We start from the raw sequence: 22184 nt of genomic DNA, 5'->3' as shown, positions 1-22184 counted from the left end.
TTCGTCGGCCTGGAGAGCGTCGCCGCGCTGTCCGCGCTGCACCCCGACCACCGCGCGCTGTGCGACTTCCCGGACCTGGCGGTGAACTGCTTCGCCGGCGCCGGGCGGCACTGGCGCAGCCGCATGTTCTCGCCGGCCTACGGCGTGGTCGAGGACGCCGCCACCGGTTCCGCCGCCGGGCCGCTGGCGATCCACCTGGCGCGCCACCGGCAGATTCCCTACGGGCAGCAGATCGAGATCCTCCAGGGCGTCGAGATCGGCCGGCCGTCGCGCATGTACGCCCGCGCCGAGGGCGCCGGCGAGCGGGTCTCGGCGGTGGAAGTGTCGGGCAACGGCGCGGCCTTCGCCGAAGGCCGCGCCTACCTGTGAACGGGCAGAACGGAGGAACGCCGTGATGGGCGTCAACGCGAACATTTCCGAGTCCCTCACCGGGACCATCGAAGCCCCTTTCCCGGAGTTCGAGGCGCCGCCGGCGAACCCCATGGAGGTGCTGCGCAACTGGCTGGAACGCGCCCGCCGCTATGGCGTGCGCGAGCCGCGGGCACTGGCCCTGGCCACGGTCGACGGGCAGGGCCGGCCGTCGACGCGGATCGTGGTGATCGCCGAGCTGGGCGAGCGCGGGGTGGTGTTCGCCACCCACGCCGATAGCCAGAAGGGCCGCGAACTGGCGCAGAACCCCTGGGCCTCGGGGGTGCTGTACTGGCGCGAGAGCAGCCAGCAGATCATCCTCAACGGCCGCGCCGAACGCCTGCCCGACGAGCGCGCCGACGCCCAGTGGCTGAGCCGCCCGTACCAGACCCACCCGATGTCGATCGCCTCGCGGCAGAGCGAAACCCTCGCCGACATCCACGCCCTGCGCGCCGAAGCCCGGCGCCTGGCGGAAACCGACGGCCCGCTGCCGCGCCCGCCGGGCTACTGCCTGTTCGAACTGTGCCTGGAGTCGGTGGAGTTCTGGGGCAACGGCACCGAGCGGCTGCACGAGCGCCTGCGCTACGACCGCGACGAAGGAGGCTGGAAGCACCGCTACCTGCAACCGTGACGACACCGCTGCGCCGGCGTTTCATGGCGGATATGCGTCCCGCGGCCCCGGAGTCGGGCCGTAGGGTGAATAACGCCACCGGCGTTATCCGCCGCTGCGCCGACGTTTCATCGCGGTAAACGGTCATCCATCCCAGCCGAACCCCCATCGATTCGAACACTCGAGAAAAGGAAGCACCCATGAGCGAACCCATCGATATCCTCATCGCCGGCGCCGGCATCGGCGGCCTCAGTTGCGCCCTGGCCCTGCACCAGGCCGGCATCGGCAAGGTCACGCTGCTGGAAAGCAGCAGCGAGATACGCCCCCTTGGCGTCGGCATCAATATCCAGCCCGCGGCGGTCGAGGCCCTTGCCGAACTGGGCCTCGGCCCGGCGCTGGCGGCCACCGCCATCCCCACCCACGAGCTGCGCTACATCGACCAGAGCGGCGCCACGGTATGGTCCGAGCCGCGCGGGGTGGAAGCCGGCAACGCCTATCCGCAGTACTCGATCCATCGCGGCGAACTGCAGATGATCCTGCTCGCCGCGGTGCGCGAGCGTCTCGGCCAACAGGCGGTACGCACCGGTCTCGGCGTGGAGCGCATCGAAGAGCGCGACGGCCGCGTACTGATCGGCGCCCGCGACGGACACGGCAAGCCCCTGGCGCTCGGTGCTGATGTGCTGGTCGGCGCCGACGGCATCCATTCGGCGGTCCGCGCGCACCTGCATCCCGACCAGGGGCCGCTGTCCCACGGTGGGATCACCATGTGGCGCGGCGTCACCGAGTTCGACCGTTTCCTCGACGGCAAGACCATGATCGTCGCCAACGACGAGCACTGGTCGCGCCTGGTCGCCTATCCGATCTCGGCGCGCCACGCGGCCGAAGGCAAGTCGCTGGTGAACTGGGTGTGCATGGTGCCGAGCGCCGCCGTCGGCCAGCTCGACAACGAGGCCGACTGGAACCGCAACGGACGCCTGGAAGACGTGTTGCCGTTCTTCGCCGACTGGGACCTGGGCTGGTTCGACATCCGCGACCTGCTGACCCGCAACCAGTTGATCCTGCAGTACCCGATGGTCGACCGCGATCCGCTGCCGCACTGGGGCCGGGGACGCATCACGCTGCTCGGCGACGCCGCCCACCTGATGTATCCGATGGGCGCCAACGGCGCTTCGCAGGCGATCCTCGACGGCATCGAGCTGGCCGCCGCGCTGGCGCGCAACGCCGACGTGGCCGCAGCCCTGCGCGAATACGAAGAAGCGCGGCGGCCGACCGCCAACAAGATCATCCTGGCCAACCGCGAACGGGAAAAAGAGGAATGGGCCGCGGCTTCGCGACCGAAGACCGAGAAGAGCGCGGCGCTGGAAGCGATCACCGGCAGCTACCGCAACCAGGTGGAACGGCCACGCTAGCAACACCGGGCAGGCCACCGCGCCTGCCCTCTCCCGTCCGCGGGAGAGGCGGCATCCGTGCGGGTGCCGGGCGCTGCGCGCCTATCGGCAGCGCCTCAGGCCTCTTCCGCCCGCCCCTTCCACTCCCCGCGCCCCTCGCCGGCCTGCAGGCGCAGGGCGAGCAGCAGGGCCAGCACCGCCAGGGCGCTGCCGGTGAGGAAACCGCCGGCATAGCCGATCTGCGCGGTGAGGCTGACCAGGAACGAAGACGCCAGCATCTCGCCGAGGTCTCGGGTGCTCTGCACCGCGGTGACATCGGTGCCGGCCTGGCCGCCCTGGCCGGCGAAGCGCATCGCCGCGGTGAGGATCGCCACCGAGGTGATGCCGGTAGCCAGCGAGCCGATCAGCACGCAGGTCCACGCCAATCCTTCGCTCAGTGCCAACCAGCGACCGGCCTGCAGATACCAGAGCAGCGCCGAACAACCGGCGAGCACCACGCCAAGGGCGAAACCGCGCCACAGGCCGATCCGCCTGACCAGCCAGGCGCCGCCGCCGCAGCCGAGGAATACCGTGACCAGGCCACCGCTCATGCCCAGCCGGCCGATGTCCTGCAAGGCCCAGCCGGCATCGCTGAGGTACAGCTTGGACAGGCCGAAGCCGGATACCGCGGTCATCGCCGACAGCAGCGCCAGCGCCAGCAGCGAAGGCGCCAGCGGCCGACGCAGGAAGCGCAGCAGGCTGGCCTTGGCGGCCGGTGCCGGGGGGAGTTCGTGGGGGTCGCCGCGCCCCAGGGCGAGCACGCAGCACAGGCTTGCCAGCGGCACGCAGGCCATGACCAGGAACGCCGTGCGCTGGCCGAAATGCCCGGCGAGGATCAGGCTGCCGGCGCCGCCGCCGAAGAAGCCGATCATCACCCCGGCGATCTGTACCGCGTTGACCTTGGCCAGCAGCTCGCCGCTGAAGTGCTCCGCCGCCATGCCGTCGGTGGCGATGTCCTGGGTCGCGCTGGCCAGCGAAGCCAGCGCCAGCAGGCCGACCGCCCAACCGGCACTGGCCACGCCGAGGCCGAGCGTCGCCAGGCCGAGCAGGCAGGCGAGGACCATGCATTGCATCGGCAGGATCCAGCTACGCCGCCGGCCGAGACGGCGCGACCAGTGATTGTCGACCCAGGGTGCCCAGAGGAACTTGACCACCCAGGGCAGCCCCACCAGGGGCAGGAAGGCCAGCGCCTGCAATGGCGCGCCATCCTGGCGCAGGAGGGTGGGCAGGGCGTCCATGGCCAGGCCAATGGGAATGCCCTGGGACAGGTAGAGCAACGCCAGGGTGATGACCAGGCGGCGGTGGCGATACAGCTCAAGCATGGTGGTCTCCGGTGACACGGGGGTGGGCGGGTGGCGCGGCGGCGCGCGCCTGCATCCAGGCGTGCCGGATGAGCAGCGCGCCGCAGAGGATCAGGGTGAGGTCGGGGCCCAGGGCCGGCAGCCGGCCGCGCATGAGCCAGGGCGCCAGGTGCGCGACGGCGGCCGCCAGGCAGGCCAACCCGGCGACGCCGAGCAACCCGCGCGCCAGCGGCCAGTCGCCCGGCAGCAGCAACGCCGCCAGGCCAGCGGCGGCCCACAGGACAAGGAACAGCCGCCCCGGCCAGTGTCCGGCGAGTAGCTCCGAGGGGGCGAGTTGCAGCCCCAGCAGGAGCAACGCGGCCGCCGCCACCAGGCCGGCACAGAAACCCTCGCTCAGGCGCTGCAAGAGCCGTACGCGGGCGTCCGGCGCCGAGGCGCGTCGTTGCAGCCACAGGTACAGGCCGCTGGCGCAGAGCAGGCAGGCGCCGAGGCCCATCGCCAGGTGCAGGCCGCGCAACGCGGCGGACCAGCCCGGCCCGAGCCACTGGTACTGGGCGAAATGCAACGGCTGCACGGCGATGAAGGCGCGCAGCCAGAAACCGCGCTGCGCCGAGCTGCGCTCGCCGAGCAGGGTGCCGTCGGCCAGCCGATAGCGGTGCCGCTCGAAGTTCGCGGTGCTCGGCAGGCCACGCCGGATACCGGCGATCTCCACGCTGCCGGCGACATCCCCGGCATGACTGAGGCTCAAACGCTGGGCGACGAAGCCGGGCGCCCGCACGGCATCGCCGGCAAGCAGGCGGTCGAGATCGATGCGGGACGCCAATGGCCGCCCCTCGGCGGCGGGCGGCGGCGGTCCCATCAACTCGACGAACACCCGGTTCGGTTCCTGCGGGTAGGCCACCGGCGCCAGCAGCAGGGTCCCGAGCGCGCCCAGCCCGCTGAGCGCGCCGGTGAAACCGAACAACAGCAGCCAGGGCAGTCCCCAGATGCCGATCAGGCCATGCAGGTCGAACAGCGCCAGGCGCAGCCCGCGATCCCGCCGCCAACGCCGCAGGTCGCGCCAGCGGCGGCTGTGCAGCAGCACGCCGGCCAGGCACAGCAGCAACAGCGATACGCCGAACAGGCTGACCAGCACCCGCCCGGGGAAGCCGACGAACAGGCTCTTGTGCAGGTTCAGCAGGAGGTCCAGCGCCGGCATCGGTGGCAGCACCCGGCCGCTGGCCGGGTCGAGGTCCAGCCGGCAGTCCAGGCGCGCATCGCAGACGCTGAAGGCGGCATGGCCGGGAGCGGGCAGCAGCAGGGTCGCATCGCGGATGTCGACGCCTTCCTCGCCCGCCCGTTCGAGCAGGCGCTCCAGCGCAAGGGCTTCTCCTCCCGCCTGCGCCGGGGCCCGCAGCCACTCGCGCAGGTCGTCGTGGCCAAGACTCCAGGCGCCACTGAACAGCACCACGAACAGCAACACGCCGAACAGCGCGCCGGCGCCACCGTGCAGCGAGAGCAGGAGAGGACGCGCCGCCACTTCAACCGCGCCCCGCCAGCAGCCACAACGCCAGGCCCAGTACCAGCAGGCTACCGCCCAGGCGCCAGGCGAAGTTGCCCGGACCACGCGCCAGCAACCCGCCGACAAGCAGCAACAAGCCCACCCCGAGCGCGCCGAAGAGCCCGGCGTAGAGACGCTCGAGCGGGTCGTCCAGGGGCAGCCCGCGAGTCAACAGATAGCCGCTGGCGGTCGCCGCCGCCAGGCTGCCGGCGAGCGCCAGCGGAACCCGCCAGGCCCAGCCGAAGCCCGACTGGCGCGGCATCAGAACGCGCCCCGCAGGCTGACGTTGAAGCTGCGCGGTTCGCCGTAGCGGTTGTTCCAGTTGGGGTTGGACAGGCTCTGGTAGTAGGTCCGGTCGAACAGGTTGTTGACGTTGACCGCCGCCGTCCAGTGCTCGTCGATCTTGTAGCCCAGGCGCATGTTGACCAGTGCGTAGCCGCCCTGGCGCATGCTCACGCCGCGGTAGTCGACGCTGTAGTCGCTCTGCGCCTGGAGTCCGCCGCCGACGCTCCAGCGCCGATCCTGCCAGGGCAGGTCGTAGTTGCTCCACAGGCGCAGCAGGTGCCTCGGGGTGAAGGTGGAGTAGCGCGTCCCCGAGTCGTTCTGGCTGTCCTTGAGGTACTCGGTGCTGGTGTAGGTGTAGCCGGCCGAGAGACTCCAGTAGGGCGTCAGGTAGCCGGTGCCTTCCAGCTCGAAGCCCTGGCTGCGCACCTTGCCGCCGCTGATGTAGAACGGATTGTTGGGCGGCCCCGAATGGTCCGGGTCTTCCTGCGGATTGTTCTCCAGGTCGATGCGGAACGCCGCCAGCGACAGGTTCAGGCGGCCGTCGGCCAGTTCGCCCTTGATCCCGGTTTCGTAGGTCTTGCCTTCCACCGGGCTCAACGGCTCGCTGTTCCAGGTCTGGCGATCCGCCTGCGGCTGGTAGACCTCGGCGTAGCTGACATACCACGACCAGTCCCTGGCGAAGTCCCAGATCAGCCCGCCGTAGGGCGTGAACTGGCGACCGGGCTTGAAGCGGGTGGCCGGGGTGTCCTGGTCCCACCAGCTTTCGCGGCCGCCGACCACCAGGGTCAGCGGCTCGGCGAGCTTGATCCGACCCAGGGCATAGAGGCCTTTCTGGGTGGTGGTGGTGGTGCCCGGCGAAGTGTACTGGCCGATCTGCGGGCGCGGCACGCCGTGCGGGTCCCAGCGGTAGACATTGACCGGGGTGTTCGGCAGGTTGAGGAAGCGTGCGGTGTCCTGGCGGGTCTCGCCCTGGGCGTAGGTGACCCCACCGAGCAGTTCGTGGGTCAGGCCGAACAGTCGCACCGGCCCATTGAGGTTGGCGTCGAGGCTGCGCTGGATGCTCTTGAACTTGTAGGCGGCGCCCGTCAGCTGGCCACCGTCGCCGGTCTGCGGGTCGATGGCGCCGAAGGAGCCGGCGTAACGCAGGCGCGAATCGGCTTCCTGGTATTCGGCGCTGACCTTGCCTTTCCAGCCGCCGCCCAGTTGCTGTTCGAGGGAGCCGAAGGCGCGGTAGGTGTCCCACTTGAAGCGGTCCCAGTCGACATCGAGGTAGGTGTCGCGGGACAGCCCGAGATTGGACCCATCCTTGGCCATCGGTACCCCGGCCATGTTGGTGATCGAGTCGATGTGCTGGTATTGCGCACCGACGGTGAGCAGGGTGTCGGGGCTCAGGTCGAACTCGGTCACCCCGTAGAGCAGGCGGGTGCCCTGGTCGGCCACGTCGTAGAAGTAGTCGCGGTCCTCGTAGGCGGCCACCGCTCGGCCGCGCACGTTGCCGCTGGCGCTCAGCGGGCCGCCGACGTCGACCTCGGCGCGGTAGCGGTCCCAGCGCCCGGCGCTGAGGGTAGTGCTGGCGGCGAATTCGCGCTGCGGCCGCTTGCGCACCAGGTTGACGGTGGCCGCCGGGTTGCCGGTGCCATGCAGCAGTCCGTTGGAGCCGCGAAGGATCTCGACCCGCTCGTAAATCGCCATGTCCTGCGGCGAACTGGCAGTATTGCCAAGCAGCGCCGGCACCCCGTCCAGCTCGAAGGAGTCGACCTTGAAGCCGCGCACGTAGTAGGCGGTGGTCAGCAGCTGGAACGGCTGCACGGTGACCCCGGTGGCCTGCTGCATGGCTTCGTCGAGGCTGAACAGATTCTGCTGTTCGAGGCGCTCATGGTCGATGACGCTGGCGGACTGCGGCAGCTCGCGCGGCTTGAGCGGCACCTTGCCCAGGGTAGTCACCCCCGGCGGCTGGGTGGCAGACGTGCTTTCTCCGCTGATCACCATGTCCGGCAGTTCCGTCTCGCCGTCCTTGCGCGCGTCGGCCACGGCCGCGGCCAGCGGACTCAGCGCCAGCAGCAGCCCCAGGCACAACGGGGTGTGCCGATTGCGGGCGATGCCCTGGCGTCCCTTGATCACCTTCGTCTCCGTTTTCATCGTTCGAACAGCCTCGGGGGATATACGATTTGATAATGCTTATCATTATGAAGAAATCGTCTACGGGGCTTTTTCGATTGCCGGTCTTTCTCTATCGATCCACGACCGTCGCGGAACTTTCCTCGCCCGCCAGCCCGACGAAACCGGCATACCAGTCGTCCCGGACGAGCAGATCGGCGTGACGTCCGCTGAGGCGCAGGCGCCCCTCCTCCAGCAGCAGTACCTGGTCGGCCTGACGCGCCAGCGCCGGGCGGTGGGTCACTACCAGCAGGGTGCGCCGGCCGCGCAACCCGAGCAGGCTGCGCAGCACCTGCGCCTCGCTGGCGGCGTCGAGGCTGGCGGTGGGCTCGTCGAGCAGCAGCAACGGCGCCGTCGAGAGCAGCCCGCGAGCCAGGCACAGGCGTTGCCGCTGGCCGCCGGACAGCAGCGCGCCGCCGGGACCGACGTCGCTGTCCCAGCCCTGCGGCCAGGCCTCGATCTCTTCCAGCAGGCCAACCGCCCGCGCCGCCTCGCGCAGCGCTTCGAGATCGGCGTCCGCTCGCGCCATGCGCAGGTTCCAGGCAACGCTGCCGCGGAACAGGCCGTTGTCCTGGAACACCAGGTTGCGACTGGCGGCGAGGGTCGTTTCGCTCAACCGGCGGATATCCACGCCACCCAGCAGGACACACCCGGCGTCGGCGTCGTAGAGCCGCCCGAGCAGCGCCAGCAGGCTGCTCTTGCCGGCCCCGGAGGGTCCGACGAGGACGTTCAGCGAACCCGGCTCCAGCCTCAGGGAAATGTCCTCGAGCAAGGCGCGGCCATCTTCCAGACGCAATTCCACGGCCTCGGCCGCCAGGCTGGCGTCGTGCGGCCGCTCGCCCGGCTCGGGGCTGCGCAGCGGAGCCAGGGCGAAAACCCGCAGCAGGGTATCCAGCGCCTGCCAGGCGCCGCGCAACGCCTGGTCGAGATGGGTGAGCTGGGCCAGCGGCTCGATGAAGCGCACCAGTAGCACCAGCACGGCCACCAGCCGAGCGCCGTCCAGCCATTGCCGCTCCACCGCCCAGGCGCCGCCGAGCAGGGCGAAGGCGAACGCCGCCTGCACCGCCAGGGCGAAGCCGAGGCCGCTGGGCAGGCTGCGCCGCAACAGATCCAGGGTGCTGCGGTGGAGACTGCGCAAGGCCTCTTCCAGCCCCTGGCGGGCGACGCTTTCGCGCTGCGCCGCGCGCAGCAGCGGCTGGCGTTCGGCGAACGCCTGCAACTGCCGTGCAGCGTCGCGCTCGGCGGCCAGCCGGGCATCCTCCGCCGCCAGATTGCGCCGCCCGCTCCAGCGCAACAGCGCAGCGAGGACGGCACCGGCAACGAGCAGGCCGAGGGCGATGGACGGGTCGATCAGGAACAGCCCGAGGATCACCCCGAGCGGCGTCACCAATGCGGCGATCAGCGGCCCCAGCAGGTGCGCCGGAATGCCCATCGCCTGCATCACCGGACCGCGCAGCAGGCCTTCGGCCGGCGCGACCCGGCGCAGCGCCGGCGGCGCCAGGCGCGGCAAGCGCGCCACCAGGCTGCGCACCAGTCCAGCCGCCAGCGAGCCGCCGGCGGCGAAACCGCGACGCAGGGCCAGGTACTGCAACAGCGCCTGCGCCAGGCTCAAGCCGAGCAACGCGGCGACCCAGCGCCAGGGCAACGCGCCTTCGGCGAACCAGGCCTCGACCAACGGCACCAGCAATACGCCGCAAGCGGCGTCCAGCAGCGCCGCCAGGACCGCCCAGGCGCTCGCCCGGCGCAACGCGGCACGGCAGTCTTCGGGCAGCGCACGCATTCGTTCGAACAGGGTCATGCCGCCACCTCCGCGCCGTTCTGTTCACGCCACAAGCGCGCATAAGCGCCGTCCGCCGCCAACAGCGCCGCGTGCTCGCCGCGTTCGACCAGACGGCCAGCGACCAGCACCAGGATCAGGTCGGCATCGCTGACTTCGGCCAGACGATGGGCGACGATCACCCGGGTCCGGCCACCGCCGCGTTCGCGCAGGTTGCGCAGGACCTGCCGGGCGGTCTGCGGATCCAGCGCCGAGGTTGGCTCGTCGAGCAGCAACAGGCGCGCCGGCGATAGCAGCGCACGGGCCAGGGCCAGTCGTTGCAGTTCGCCGCCGGACAGTTGCAGGTCGCGTCCCGGCACGCTGTCGTAGCCACGCGGCAGGGCCATGATGCGCTCGTCGAGGCAGGCGTCACGGGCCGCCTGGCGAATCTCCTGGAGATCGGCATCGGGGCGGAACAGGGCAATGTTGTCGGCCAGGGATATCTCCAGCGCCGCCGCCTGCTGGCCGACCAGCGCGATATGCCGATGGCGCACGGCATCAGGCATGTCCTTCAGTGCCAGGCCGCCAACCTCCAGTTCGCCGCGCTGCGCGTCCATGTAGCGCGCCAGCAGGTGCAGCAGGGTGCTCTTGCCGGAGCCCGAGGGACCGACCAGGGCCACCAGGCTGCCATCCTCCAGCTCCAGATCGATATCGGCCAGGACCTCCACGCCTTCATAGGCATGGCCCAGGCCGTGCAGCGCCACCGCGCCATCGACCGGCTCGCGGGTCGAGCGGCCCTCGACCAGCGGCGCCTGGTCGAACACCTGCTGCAGGCGCTCGGCGGCGGCGCGCGCGCCCAGCAGCGCGTCGCCGCCGTGGCCGAGCGCCTGTACCGGGGCGGCCAGGGCCCGCAGCAGGAGCAGGAAGGCACAGGCCTGGCCGAGCGCCAGCGGCACGCCGAGGGCATCCAGGGCCAGCGCGCCGAGCAGGACCCAGGCCAGCAGCCAGGGCGTCGACAACTGCACGTAGACCAGCGCGGCGAGGTGGCCGACCCGCTTCACCCAGGCGCCGAACGCTTCGCCGAAGGCCGCCGCCGACGACTCGGCGCCCTGTTGTATGCCGGCCCCGGGGTACTGTCGGGCCAGCAGCAGGTTGTGGGCGAATTCGCCATAGTCCGCCGAGAGCCTTTCCAGCGCGGCATTGCGCCGCAGCACCAGGTCGCGGTAGCGCGCCGAGCGCAGCAGCAGGAAGCCGGCGGCGGCCAGCACCAGCGGCAGCAGGCAGAACAGCAGCAGCCAGGGGTGCAGCCAGGCCAGCCAGAGCAACGCGACGAGCGGCACCACCAACAGGTTGCTGAGATCGTTGGGAGCGTGCGCGATCAGTTGGTGCAGGGCCCGCACGTCCTGCTCCACGAGGCGCGCCACGCCGTCCGGGCCCTGGCGACCGAACCAGTCCAGCGGCAGCCGTTGCAGGTGCGCCAGCAGGCGCAGGCGCAGGTCGTTGCAGAGGTCCGCGTCGACCCGGTGGGCCAGGTGCGCGGCCAGCGCCTGGCAGCCCAGCCAGGCCAGCACCGCCAGCAGCACCAGGGCCAGCAGGGCCGGCTGCGCCTGGCCGCGCGCCAGCGGCTCGGCGAGCCAGGCGAGAAGCATCCAGGGCAACAGCGAGCAGAGCCCGGCCAGGGCCTGCAACCCCATGGCCGCCGCCAGCCGCCAGCGATAGGTGCGCAGCAGGCGCCACAGCACCGGGGTCACGAGGCTTGCTCCAGCACCTGTTCCAGGCTCGCCGGCGCCAGCGACGCCGGCGGCGCCTCAGGGAAGCCAAGGCACTCGCCGATCCGCTGCCACAGGGCGGCGACCTCCAGGCTGCGTTGGTTGCGCCGACGCACCTCGTCGCCGTCGGCGAGCAGCGCCAGCGCCTCGGCCGCCGCCGCCGGCCACAGGCGCTGGTGCACCTGGGCCCAGCTGCACGGTTCGGCATACCAGAGCTGGGCGCTGGGCAGCGGTTCGCCGGCTATCTCGTCGAACAGCGCGAACAGGCCGTCGTCATCCTCTGCCGGTACCGCCACCGCAGGCGTCCACAACAACGGGCCATGGGGGCTGAGCAGGCTCAGCGTGCCGCGATCGGTGGTCAGGCTGACGCGCTGCAACAAGGTCATGCGCCCGTCGTCGGCGGCCGCCAGTTCGTTGAGCACGAGCAGGCTCAACGGCACTTCCGCCAACACCAGGGACAGCCCGCGCATCGCCGACAGGTCGTTCGAGGGCGACTCCAGCGACCAGGGGCCAACGCCCTCCAGCAACGCGGCGAGGATGTCCAGGGTGGCGAAACCGACCTGCACCCCGCAGGCCGCGTCCAGGTGGCGGATGCCGCGCCGGCGATGCAACTGGCGGCCCAGCTCGATGAAACGCGCCACCGCCGGCAACTGCGGATAGAAGGTGTTGAGCAGGCAGCGCCGGCCCAGGCGCTCGGCGCTGCGCAGCAGGTCCTGCCATTCGCGCGGCAGCAACGGATGCTCGATCAGCACGTCGATGCCACGCGCCATCAGCGCCTCGGCCAGCGCCGGGCCCTGCTCGCCGCGTGCCGCGCCGCCGACCGCGACGCAGGCCAGGCGGACATCGTCCGGCAACGCCTCGACCTCGCACCAGGTCTCCACCCCGAGGCGCTCGGCCAACGCCCGCGAACGCCGGCTGCCCTGGCCAAGGATGCCGCGCAGGACGAAGCGCGGATCGGCGGCGACGCCGGCGGCATAGAACTGGCCGAACCGGGAACCGGCGACCACCACGGAACGGACGTCGCTCATCGGCTCGCCTCCTCTGGCATGGGTTTCGACAAGGATTGCGCCAGGGCTTCGCCCAGGCAGTCGAAGTGCCCGCCGGGCACCTCGTGGATGCCGCACGCGCCGAGCGCGGCGGCCCGCCATTGGGTCTCCAGGGCCTCGGTGTAGCGCGGCACCAATGGGTTGCCGGCGTCCGGCACGAACAGCCGCAGCGCGCCGACGTAGGGCTCCGGCGCCGCGGCCTGGCTGGCACGCACCGAGTGACAGAACAGTCGGTAGAGGGTGTCGCGTTCGACGCTGACGGCGTCGGCGCTACCGCTGGCCGCCTGTAGCACGCGGCCGCGCAGGGCGACGAGATCGGCCAGGCCCGGTAGCCCCGCCAACGCCTCGGCGCCCAGGCGCTCCGGTGTCTGCGCGAGCGCCGCCTGCACCGCCAGGCCGAGACGTTCCGGCGCGGGGAAGCCGAGCGCCGCGGTATCCAGGCCGAGGGTCGCGGCGAAGCTGAACAACAGCAGGCGCTCGTCGTCCACCCGGTAGGGAATCCGGTAGCTGGAGACGATATCCAGTTGGCGCACGCGCACCCCGCGCTGGACCAGGGACTTGGCGGTCTCCAGGGCGACCAGCCCGCCGGAGCAGTAGCCGAGCAGGTCGACCTCACGCAGCCCGGCGCGATGGAGCGCCTCGGCGTAGCGGCGGCCGAGGCAGGCGTTGAGATGCTCGGCGGGGATCGCCAGGTAGGCGTCGCTGTCATGCACGGCCAGCCCCAGCAACGGCCGCCCCTCACCCAGGGCGCGAAGCAGCGGGCGGTACGGCAGTAGCGTGCCGAGGCCTTCGTGGACCAGCACCCGCGGCACGCCCTCGCCGGGCACCAGGCGCACCAGCGGGTCGAGCGCCACCGCGCCCTCGGCGAGCGGTGCGCGCGACATGCCGGCCGGCGCCGGGGCGACGCCGCGCGCCGCGGCCAGGGCTGGCCCACGGCCCTCTTCCGGCGCGCTGCGCAGGCGTTCGGCCAGGCCGCGCGGCGTCGGCTGGCTGAGCGCCCAGCGTAGCAGGCGATCGAACGGATGCCGACGGGCGCTTTCCAGTCGTTCGCGCAAACGGGCGATCAACTGGGCGATCAACAGCGAGTCGCCGCCAGCCCCGAAGAAGTCTTGCTCGACGCCCAGCAACGGGTTGTCCAGCACCTCCCGCCAGAGTGCCAGCAGCGCATTCTCCAGTTCGTCGGCCGGTGCCTGCGCGACGCCATGCCGAAGGTCCGCCTGGGGCTGGCGGGCAAAGCCGGTCAGGGCCTTGCGGTCGATCTTGCCGTTGCCGGTGACCGGCAGGCGTTCGAGCACGCGCAACTGCGCCGGGAGCATGTAGCGCGGCACCCGCGCTTCGACGAAGGCCAGCAGCTCGGCCGGCTCCAGGCGGGCGCGGTCGGTCTTGCAGCGAGCCAGCAGGACATCGTAGCCAAGCAGGTCGAGAGCGCTGCCCGGCGGCACCACCCCACAAGCCAGGTCGCCACCCTGTGCCGCCAGCCACTCCAGCCATTGCCCGGTGTGGACGAACAGTTGGCGGCGCTCGTCGCGGAGGTCGCGCGGGTTCTCCATCATCAGGCTCTGGCTGACGCTGATCTCGTTGTGCTCGCGCGTCAGTTCCTGGATCACCAGCCAGGCGTCGGCGCTCAGCAACTCGCGCAGGCCGGCCAGCAGCGCCGGGGTGTCCAGCGCGTTGTTCAAGGCCCCGGAGCTGAGCAGGATATCCACCGAGTGCGGCGCCACGCCCTGGTCGAGAAGATCGCCGTTCATGTCGAAGCGGCCGAAGCGTACCCACGGCTGGTCGGCGAAGCGCTCGCGGGCGGCGGCGAGGAAGTAGCTGGAAACGTCGGTGAACAGGTAGTCCACCTCCGCCCCTCGCTGCACCAGCGGCGCCAACCGGGCGATCACCGTGCGGCTGGCGGCGGCGGTGCCGGCGCCAAGCTCCAGCAGGCGCCAGCGCCGTTGCGGCTGGCGCTCGACGATGGCGGCGATGGCCTCGGCCATGGCCTCGTGCAGCGCCTGGGCATGCAGGCCCTGGCTGTACATGGCCTCGGCGATGCGCGCCGAGCCCTGCGGGAACATCAGCGCCGCCGGGCTGATCCGCCCGGCCAGTTGCTCGCCGAGGGATTGCGCGCTGTCACGCAGGTAGGCGACCAGCTCGGCCGGCCAGAGCGCCGCCGGCGCGCAGCCGGCGAACGCCGTCCAGGCGTCCTCCGGACTCTGCGCGGGACGCTCGGCGCAGCCCAGCCAGCCCTCGCCCTCGGCGCGCAGGTAGCCGCCCTCCTCCAGCTGGCGCAACCAGTGGCGCAGCAGGCGCTGGCGCGCCTCGGCGATACCCAGGCGCTGGCACAGGGTGGCGAAGTCCAGCGGCGTCGCACTGGCGAACAGACCGCTGCCGGCCAGCCAGGCGGCCAGCGAGGCGAGGCAGGCACGGTCGAGTGCGGCCACCGCCGCGGCGATGCCCTCCTCGCTGCCCCAGTCGCGGCGCAAGGCCTGGGCCGCCCGCTGGCGCACCGCGTCGAGCGCCGTACGCGGATCCTCGCCAGCCTCCGCCGGCGCATGCAGGGTGACGAAGCTGGCCAGGCTGCGCTCGTGGGTCTCGCCGAGCACCACGGTGGCCGCCAGATTGACCTGCGGATGAGCGCACAGCGCGGCGTCCAGCTCGGCCAGTTCGATGCGGTGGCCGCGAATCTTCACCTGGTCGTCCTCGCGGCCGAGGAACTCGATGCTGCCGTCGGCCAGATAGCGGCCGAGGTCGCCGGTGCGATACAGGCGACGGCCATCGGGGTGACGGACGAAGCGTTCGGCGGTGCGCTGCGGATCGCCGGCGTAGCCGAGCGCCAGGCCAACCCCGCCGATATGGATCTCGCCGCGCACGCCCGGCGGGCAGCGCCGCCCGCGGGCATCCAGGACTTCCACGCTCTGCCCACGCAGGGCACGGCCATAAGGGATGCTGGCCAGCTCGGTGTGCTGCGGGCGGATCGGCTGCTCGATCGACCAGATCGCCGCCTCGGTGGCGCCGCCCAGGCTGAACAGCGCGCTGTCCGGCCAGCGCCGCCACCAGCGGGTCGGCAGGCTGACCGGAATCCAGTCACCGGACCAGAGCACGCAGCGCGGTCCCGGCAGGTGGCGTTGCGGCTCGCTCTCCAGGTAATCGATGAGCATCTGGCCCTGGGCCGGCACCGAGTTCCACAGGGTGATGGCGTGGCGTTCCAGCAGTTCCGCCCAATGCGAAGGATCGCTGCCGCGCGCCGGGTCCGGCAGGACCACCTGGGCCCCCGCCGCGGTGGCGCCGAAGAAGTCGTAGACCGAGAGGTCGAAGCTCAGCTCGGCGAGGCCGAGGACGCGGTCGTTGGCGTCGACGCCGTAGCGCTGGTTGATGTCGAGCAGCGTGTTGCTCACCGCTGCATGGCTGAGCATCACGCCCTTGGGCGTGCCGGTGGAGCCGGAGGTGTAGATCACGTAGGCGAGGTCGTCCGCCGCCACCTCCGCCGCGGGCGGTGGCGGCCAGGCGCTGTCGGCGACCAGCCGGTCGATGGCCACGCAGGCGCAGCCGACGTCCGGGACATCGCTTTCCAGGCAGACCAGCGCGACCACTTCGGCGCTGGCGAGGATCGCCTGGCGCCGCAGCGGAGGCTGGCGGATGTCCACCGGCACATAGGCGGCGCCGGCCTGGAGGATGCCGATCACCGCGACCAATTGCGCGGCGCTTTTCGGCAGCATCACCGCGACCCGCCGGCCACGGCCCGCGCCGTGCGCTTCCAGGACGCGGCGCAGGGCGCTGGCGTGCTGGGCGACCTGGCGGTAGCTGTAGCTGCCGGCGGCATCGTGGATCGCCGTGGCGTCGGGGGTCAGCAGGGCACGCTCGGCGAAACCGGCGGCGATGCTCCGGGCACTACCGGGCAACGCCTGCGGCGGCGCCTCGACGGGTTCCGTGGCATCGCCGTCGGTCCAGGCGCGCGGGCTCTGCGCCAGGCGCCGGAGCAGCCCGACGAAGTCGTCGAACATGGCTTCCGCCTGGCCCTCGGGGAACAACCCGAGGCGTACGTCCCAGCCGATCTCCAGGCCGCCGAACTGGTCGGTGACCTGGCAGTCCAGCCAGACCTGCGGGGTCTGGCTGATCATGTAGCGTGGCGCGCGCGGCGCCTCGCCATCGCCGAGCAGGCGCTGCACACTGCCGATGCCACTGGTGAACACCACCGGCATCAGGTCGGCGCCGCGACCACGCCGGCGCGCCAGTTCGCGCAGCAGGTCGACGCCGCTGAAGGTCGGGTGGTCGAGGTCGTCGAACATCTGCTCGCCGATGCGTCGGGCACGCTCGACGAAACTGTCGCCGTGGCGGCTGTCCACTGCCAGCAGGCTGAGCGCGGTGAAGTCACCGAGCACCTGCGCCAGCTGCGGATGCAGCGGCGGCCGGTTGAGTACCGTCAGGTTGAGACAGAACGCCGGTGCCTGGCTCCAGCGACCGATGGTCTCGGCGAAGGCCGCCAGGGCCACGCCGGCAGCGCTCAGGCCGTGTTCGCCGGCGCGCGCGCCGAGCGCCTGCCAGGCGGCCTCGTCGAGGCGCGCGTGGAAGTGCCGGAAGCGCGTGGACCGGGTGTCCGGCTGCACCCGCAGCGGCAGGTCGGGACGCCCCGGTAGCGCGTCGAGACGCGCCAGCCACCAGTCGCGGTCGCGCTGCCAGGCTGGCGACTGGCGTCGGCGCTGCTCGACGCCGACATAGTCGCGGAAGGTCGCCTCCAGCGGTTCCGCCGTCCATTGCGGATCGAGATAGCGGCGGCGCCATTCGCCAAGCAGCAATTGCAGGCTGGCGTAGTCGACCAGGGTGAAATCCACCGAGCAGTGCAGTACGCAGGCATCCCGGCCGATACTCAGCTCGGGGCGCAGGACCGGCCACTGGTCGAGCGCCGCGCAGGCGTGGTCGAGGCGTTCGCGGACCCGCTCCAGGTGCGCCTGGAAAGCGGCCTCGTCGAGCCCCGCGCAGGCATGCACGGTCAGCCGCTGCCAGGGCACCTCGGGCAGCACGCGCTGCCAGGCGTTGTCCTCGATCACCGCGCGCAGCATCGGGTGGCGCTCGACCATGGCGTTCCAGGCCGCCTCCAGGCGCGCCGGATCGGTGTCGGCCGGCCAGTCGTACTCGGCGTACAGCTGGCAGGCGTTACCGCCGTAGTCGAAGGCCGCCTGGCGGCCCAGCACGTAGGCGGCCTGCACCGGGGTCAGCGGGAAGCGCTGGTGGGCCAGGTCGGGTTCGGCGCGCCAGCCAGGGCCGCCTTCCAGGTGTTCCAGCAGGGCCTCGCGCTCGGCCCGCAGGCGCTCGGCGAGGCCGGCGTCGAGGGCGCCCTGGGGGGCGCGATAGCGCAGGCGGCCCGCCTCGCTCCAGAGTTCGATGCGCCGGCTGCGGCAGGTTTCCAGCAGTTCGCCGAGGCTCATAGCACGCCCTCTTCCAGTTGGGTTTCCTCGATTTCGACGGTCTGCGCCTGCAAGTGGCGGGCAAGACCGGCCAGGGTCGGCTGGCGATAGAAGTCGGCCATGCCCAGGCGTACGCCGAAACGCTCACGTATGCCGGCCAGCAGGCGGGTCGCCAGCAGGCTGTCGCCGCCGAGGCTGAAGAAGCTCGCCTCGCGACGACGCACCGGGCGTTTGAGAACCGCTTCCCAGCACTCGGCCAGCGCTTGCTCATGGGCTTCCAGCGGCTCCTCCGCCGAGGGCTCGTGACGACACTCGCCGAGTGCGCGGGTCATGCTCTCGGCCAGGCGGCGACGATCGACCTTGCCATTGCCGTTCAACGGCAGGCTTGGCAGGCACCACAGGCGTTCGGGCCGCATCGCCTGGGGCAGGCGTTGCTCCAGGCCGGCCTGGAGCGCGGCGGCGTCGAGCCCGAGTCCCGGCGCCAGCGCCTCGACCAGGGCGAGCCGTTCGCTGCGCCACAGGCAACGCGGCGCCAGTCCCGCAGCGGCGAGATCGGCCAACAGGCTCGGCAACTCCGCCAGGCGCAGCGGCCGGTCGTCGAGCAAGGCCGCACCGAGCAGCGCCAGTGGCGACTCGCATAGCAGGTCCACCAGCAACAGGCGGCCCTGCGGGCGCAGCAGCGCCGCCGCCAGCGCCAGGCCTTCGCGGCTGGCCTCGTAGGCGTGCAGCGCGGCGAAGCTGATCACCCGGTCGTAGCGACCGAGGTGCTCGGCAGGTAGCAGGCCGTCGTCCAGCGCCTGCACCACGATCCGTTCCGGCAAGCGGGTGGCGGCGGCGTCGAGGAGGACGCGGCTGCGTTCGAAGAGGGTCAGTTCCAGCCCCGGGCGCAACAGCGAGGCCATGCCCTGGTCGAGCCAGAGCCCGGCGCGGGTATCCAGCACCGCCACCCGCAGGCGTTCGCCGGCAGCCGGCGTCGGCAGCGCTTCGAGCAGGCGCGCCAGGGCCTCGCGGCCGTCCGGCAGGCGCGCGGCCACCGCCTGCGGCGCCAGCCAGGGATCGAGGAGCAGCGCGGCCGGCGCCTGTTCGCCGGCGAGCAGGCCGCGCAGAGCGTTGCCCATCGCGGTCAGCCCCGCGGCCTGCCAGCCGAGCCGGCGCAACGCCTCGTCGAGCGACGGCAGCGCGCTGGCGGCGGAGTCCGCTAGCCAGTCCAGCCAGCGCCGGCGCAAACCGTCGTCTAGCTCCAGCGGCGCCTCCAGCAGCGCGCCGAGGATTTCCCGGGTGAGTACCGCCTCGGCCTCTGCCAGGCCGGCGAAGGGCTGTGCGGCCGGTAGTTCCATGGAGCCTTCGGCCCGTGGCGCCAGGCGCGGTACCAGCACCGCGCCGAGGCTCGCCACGCCACCGCCGAGCACCGCCGCGCAGGCGCTCTCCACGCCAGCCTGGGCGCACAGCGCGGCCTCCACCTCGCCCAACTCGATGCGCTGGCCGCGCACTTTCACCTGCTGGTCGACCCGACCGAGGAATTCCAGGGTACCGTCGCCCCAGTAGCGACCGCGATCGCCGGTGCGATACCAGCGGCCCTGGGCATCGTGGACGAAGCGCCGGGCGCTGAGTTCGGGATCGTTGCGATAGCCGCGGGCCAGGCTGGCGCCGCCGATCCACAACTCGCCGACCACCAGGTCCGGCACGTCGCGCCCGTGGGCGTCGACCACCCGGTAGGCCTGTCCCGGCAATGGCCGGCCGTAGGGAATCGAACGCCAGTGCGGCGGCACCGTATCGACGCTCTGCAGGTTCGACCAGATGCCCGCTTCGGTAGCGCCACCCAGCACATGCAGGCGGCAGCCTTCGGCACAACGTGGGCGCAGGCGGCCGGGCAGGTCCAGGGCCACCCAGTCGCCGGACAGCAGCACCGCCCGCAGACTGCGATAGTCGGCCTGGCTCGCCGGCAGGCTGAGGGCCATCTCCAGCAAGGCCGGCGCCGAGTTCCACAGGCTCACCGCATGCCGCTGGATAGCCTCCGCCCAGGCAGCGGCATCGCGCGCCTGTTCCTGGGCCGGCAGGACCAGGCTGGCACCGGCGCCGAGGCCGCCGAACAGGTCGAAGACCGACAGATCGAAGTCCAGCGCGGAGACCGCCAGCAAGCGATCCGATGCGTTCACCCGCAGCAGGTCGAGCAGCGCGTCGATGGTATTGATCGCCGCCGCGTGGCTGACCTCGACGCCCTTGGGCACCCCGGTGGAGCCCGAGGTGTAGATCACATAGGCACTCGCCTGCGGCGCCAGCGGCACGGGGGCGGCCAGCGCCGGGCCGCGCAGCAGGCGCTGGACATCCAGGCGCGGCGGCAAGGCCTGCGGATCGTCCTCCTCGGTGATCGCCAGGCATACCCCGGCGGCCTCTTCGATCAGGCGCCGCCGTGCGGGCGGCTGGTCGATGTCCAGCGGCACGTAGCAGGCGCCTGCGGCGAGCACGCCGAATACCGCCGCGACCTGCTGCGGTCCGCGCGGCAGGCTGACCTCGACCGCGTCGCCAGGGCGCACCCCGGCTTCGCGCAGGCCGCCGGCGATGCGCAGCGCACGCTCGGCCAGTTCGCCGCGGGTGACACGTTGGTCGCGATAGAGCAGCGCGTCGGCATCCGGCGCCTCGGCGGCGCGAAGGAAGAAGTCGCGATGCAGGGTGCGCGCCGTGGCGCATGCCGGCTGGCCGTTGAGCAGGGCCCGGCGCGCCTGCTGCGCCCAGGGCAACGGCAGATCGGCGGGCTGCTCCCAGGCGCTGTCGCAGAGACGCTGGAGCAGCCCCACGTAGGCTTCGAACATGGTTTCCGGCAGGCCTTCGGGGAACAGGCCGACGACGCTGTCCCAGGCCAGCAGGATACCGTCGCCCACCCGGTAGAGCTGGTGGTCGAGCCAGACCTGCGGGGTCTGCGAGAGCATGTCGTGGAGATCGCCGAAAGCGTCGCGGAAGGCCGCCGGGACGAAGCCCTCCTCGCCCAGGTTGCTGGCGAACACCACCGGCGCCGAGCGTGGCTGGCCCTGCCGGCGCGCCTCGCGGAGCACCTCCAGGGCGGGGAATGCGGCGTGGTCGATGGCTCCGTGGAGGTTGCGCTGGAAGCTCTTCACCGCCTCGGCGAAGGACACCCCGGCCTGCATCCGGCACTCCAGCAGCAACAGGGTGGTGAAGTCGGCGATCACCTCGCCGATACGCGGGTCGTCGGCATGCCGATCGAACAACGGCACGTTGAGGAGAAATTCCGCGCTTTCGCTCCAGCGCGCCAGGACCAGCGCGAAGGCGCAGCCGAACACGCTGGACAAGGTCACGCCATGCTGCGCGGCAAGACGCTCCAGGCGCCGGCTCTCGCCGGCGGAAAGCTGGAATGCCAGGCGCCGGGTGCGCGGCTGGCGGATGCTTTCCGGCGCGCAGGCCAACGGCAGGGCCGGCGCGTCCGGCAAGCGCGGCAGGCGTTCCAGCCAGTAGTCGCGGGCCCGCGCCGCGGCCTCGGCGCGTTGCGCCGCACGGCGCGCCAGGTAGTCGGCGAAATGCAGCGCCGGCGGCTCCGCCAGGCGCTCCGGCGCCAGGTAGGCAACGCCCAGTTCGGCCAGCAGCAGGCGCAGGCTTTCGACATCGGCGGCAAGCAGGTCGAGACTCAGCCAGAGGCGATCCTCGCCGCCCGGCATGCGCACCAGCCCGAGCAGGAACACCTGGCCGCGCTCCACCGCCAGGCATTCATGGGCGCGCCAGTCGCGCAGCGCCTGCCAGTCGCGCTCGGCCTCGTCCACCTGTAAGGTGCGCCAGTCCTGCAGGTCGAAGCAGGACAGCGGCGGCGTCGGAAGGATCTGCTGGCGACCGTCGAGGAAGCGCGCCCGCAACATCGGGTGGCGTTGACGCACGCACTCCGCCGCCGCGGCCAGGCGCTGCGGGTCGACATCCCGCGTGCGGAATTCCAGGAAGGCATGGCAGCTGACGTTGCCCAGCACCTCGCCGGCGCCACGTCCCAGCCAGTAGGCCTGCTGCACGGAAGACAGCTCGAACGGCTGGTCGCGATCCTGCGCCGTCGGCAGCGCGACCGTTGCCGGGGCGGACAGCCGGTCCGCGCAGGCCAGCAGGTCGAGCCAGGCCCCCAGGCAGGGGCGCTGCGCCAACTGGGCGAAGTCCAGCGTCGAGCCACGCGCGCGCAGGCGTTCCTGCAGGTACATCAGGCGGATCGAGTCGAGGCCGCAGCCCAGCAGGTCGTCGTCGTCCGCCAGGGCGCGCACGTCGGCAAGCGGTTCACCGAGCAGGTCGGCGAGCTGCTCGGTCAGCCAGTCGCGCAGGGCGGTACGGGAATCGGGGGGCAGATCCATGGGGGCTCCCTAGGGCAAGCATCTGAGGTCGGTTGCCAGTTCCTGGCAACGATTATCAAATGCGACCTTATCTCACTTGCCTGGGAGGCCTGGCCGGCAATGCTTTAGACAGCCGGACTGTTTCGTTAGATGCAGCGTCATCCCGCAGCGGCGACGCCCCTCCC

At 71.7% G+C, this 22184-nt stretch carries 11 protein-coding genes and 1 pseudogene; 3 read left to right on the top strand and 9 right to left on the bottom strand.

The window, feature by feature from the left end:
* The 3 genes and pseudogenes from phzF to phzM all read left to right on the top strand — a co-directional run.
* Nucleotides 1–369, top strand: a pseudogene (phzF, locus tag JHD77_RS32385) (phenazine biosynthesis protein PhzF); the annotation flags it as partial.
* Nucleotides 370–394: 25 nt separating this feature from the next.
* A complete protein-coding gene (gene phzG / locus JHD77_RS17715; protein WP_003112073.1) occupies nt 395–1039 on the top strand; it encodes a phenazine biosynthesis FMN-dependent oxidase PhzG in 645 nt (214 codons plus the stop codon).
* Nucleotides 1040–1218: 179 nt separating this feature from the next.
* Complete coding sequence (phzM, locus tag JHD77_RS17710; RefSeq protein ID WP_003093633.1) at nt 1219–2427, top strand: pyocyanin biosynthetic protein PhzM; 1209 nt, start codon at nt 1219–1221, stop codon at nt 2425–2427.
* Between the two features lie 95 nt (nt 2428–2522).
* On the opposite strand, the gene JHD77_RS17705 is transcribed toward phzM, so the two are convergent.
* The 9 genes from JHD77_RS17705 to pchE form a co-directional block, all read right to left on the bottom strand.
* Nucleotides 2523–3767, bottom strand: coding sequence for an MFS transporter (locus JHD77_RS17705; protein WP_003115085.1), 1245 nt, complete (start codon nt 3765–3767; stop codon nt 2523–2525).
* Nucleotides 3760–5265, bottom strand: coding sequence for a PepSY-associated TM helix domain-containing protein (locus JHD77_RS17700; protein WP_023090318.1), 1506 nt, complete (start codon nt 5263–5265; stop codon nt 3760–3762). Before JHD77_RS17700 ends, JHD77_RS17705 begins: the two co-directional genes overlap by 8 nt.
* 1 nt (nt 5266) lies before the next feature.
* Nucleotides 5267–5548 (bottom strand): protein FptB, encoded by a 282-nt coding sequence (locus JHD77_RS17695; RefSeq protein WP_003107348.1) that lies wholly within the window; start codon nt 5546–5548, stop codon nt 5267–5269.
* The gene (fptA, locus tag JHD77_RS17690) at nt 5548–7710 is read right to left on the bottom strand and encodes a Fe(3+)-pyochelin receptor FptA (RefSeq protein ID WP_023116522.1); all 2163 of its coding nucleotides are present in this window, start codon (nt 7708–7710) and stop codon (nt 5548–5550) included. Before fptA ends, JHD77_RS17695 begins: the two co-directional genes overlap by 1 nt.
* Nucleotides 7711–7801: 91 nt before the next feature.
* Nucleotides 7802–9526, bottom strand: coding sequence for an ABC transporter ATP-binding protein PchI (gene pchI / locus JHD77_RS17685; protein WP_023116521.1), 1725 nt, complete (start codon nt 9524–9526; stop codon nt 7802–7804).
* Nucleotides 9523–11235: an ABC transporter ATP-binding protein PchH gene (gene pchH, locus JHD77_RS17680; protein WP_023116520.1), complete on the bottom strand. Its 1713-nt coding sequence runs from the start codon at nt 11233–11235 to the stop codon at nt 9523–9525. The genes pchI and pchH overlap by 4 nt, the downstream gene beginning before the upstream one ends.
* Entirely contained in the window at nt 11232–12281 is a 1050-nt protein-coding gene (gene pchG / locus JHD77_RS17675) for a pyochelin biosynthesis thiazoline reductase PchG (protein ID WP_023088845.1), read from the bottom strand. The genes pchH and pchG overlap by 4 nt, the downstream gene beginning before the upstream one ends.
* Nucleotides 12278–17707: a pyochelin non-ribosomal peptide synthetase PchF gene (pchF, locus tag JHD77_RS17670; RefSeq protein ID WP_023116519.1), complete on the bottom strand. Its 5430-nt coding sequence runs from the start codon at nt 17705–17707 to the stop codon at nt 12278–12280. The genes pchG and pchF overlap by 4 nt, the downstream gene beginning before the upstream one ends.
* On the bottom strand, nt 17704–22020 hold the full coding sequence (gene pchE, locus JHD77_RS17665) for a pyochelin non-ribosomal peptide synthetase PchE (protein ID WP_034022205.1): 4317 nt from the start codon (nt 22018–22020) through the stop codon (nt 17704–17706). Before pchE ends, pchF begins: the two co-directional genes overlap by 4 nt.
* Between the last annotated feature and the right edge of the window lie 164 nt (nt 22021–22184).

The organism is Pseudomonas sp. P20 (assembly GCF_016463925.1).
Taxonomy (GTDB): Bacteria; Pseudomonadota; Gammaproteobacteria; order Pseudomonadales; family Pseudomonadaceae; genus Pseudomonas; species Pseudomonas aeruginosa.
This window is presented reverse-complemented; position numbering and strand designations above follow the sequence as displayed.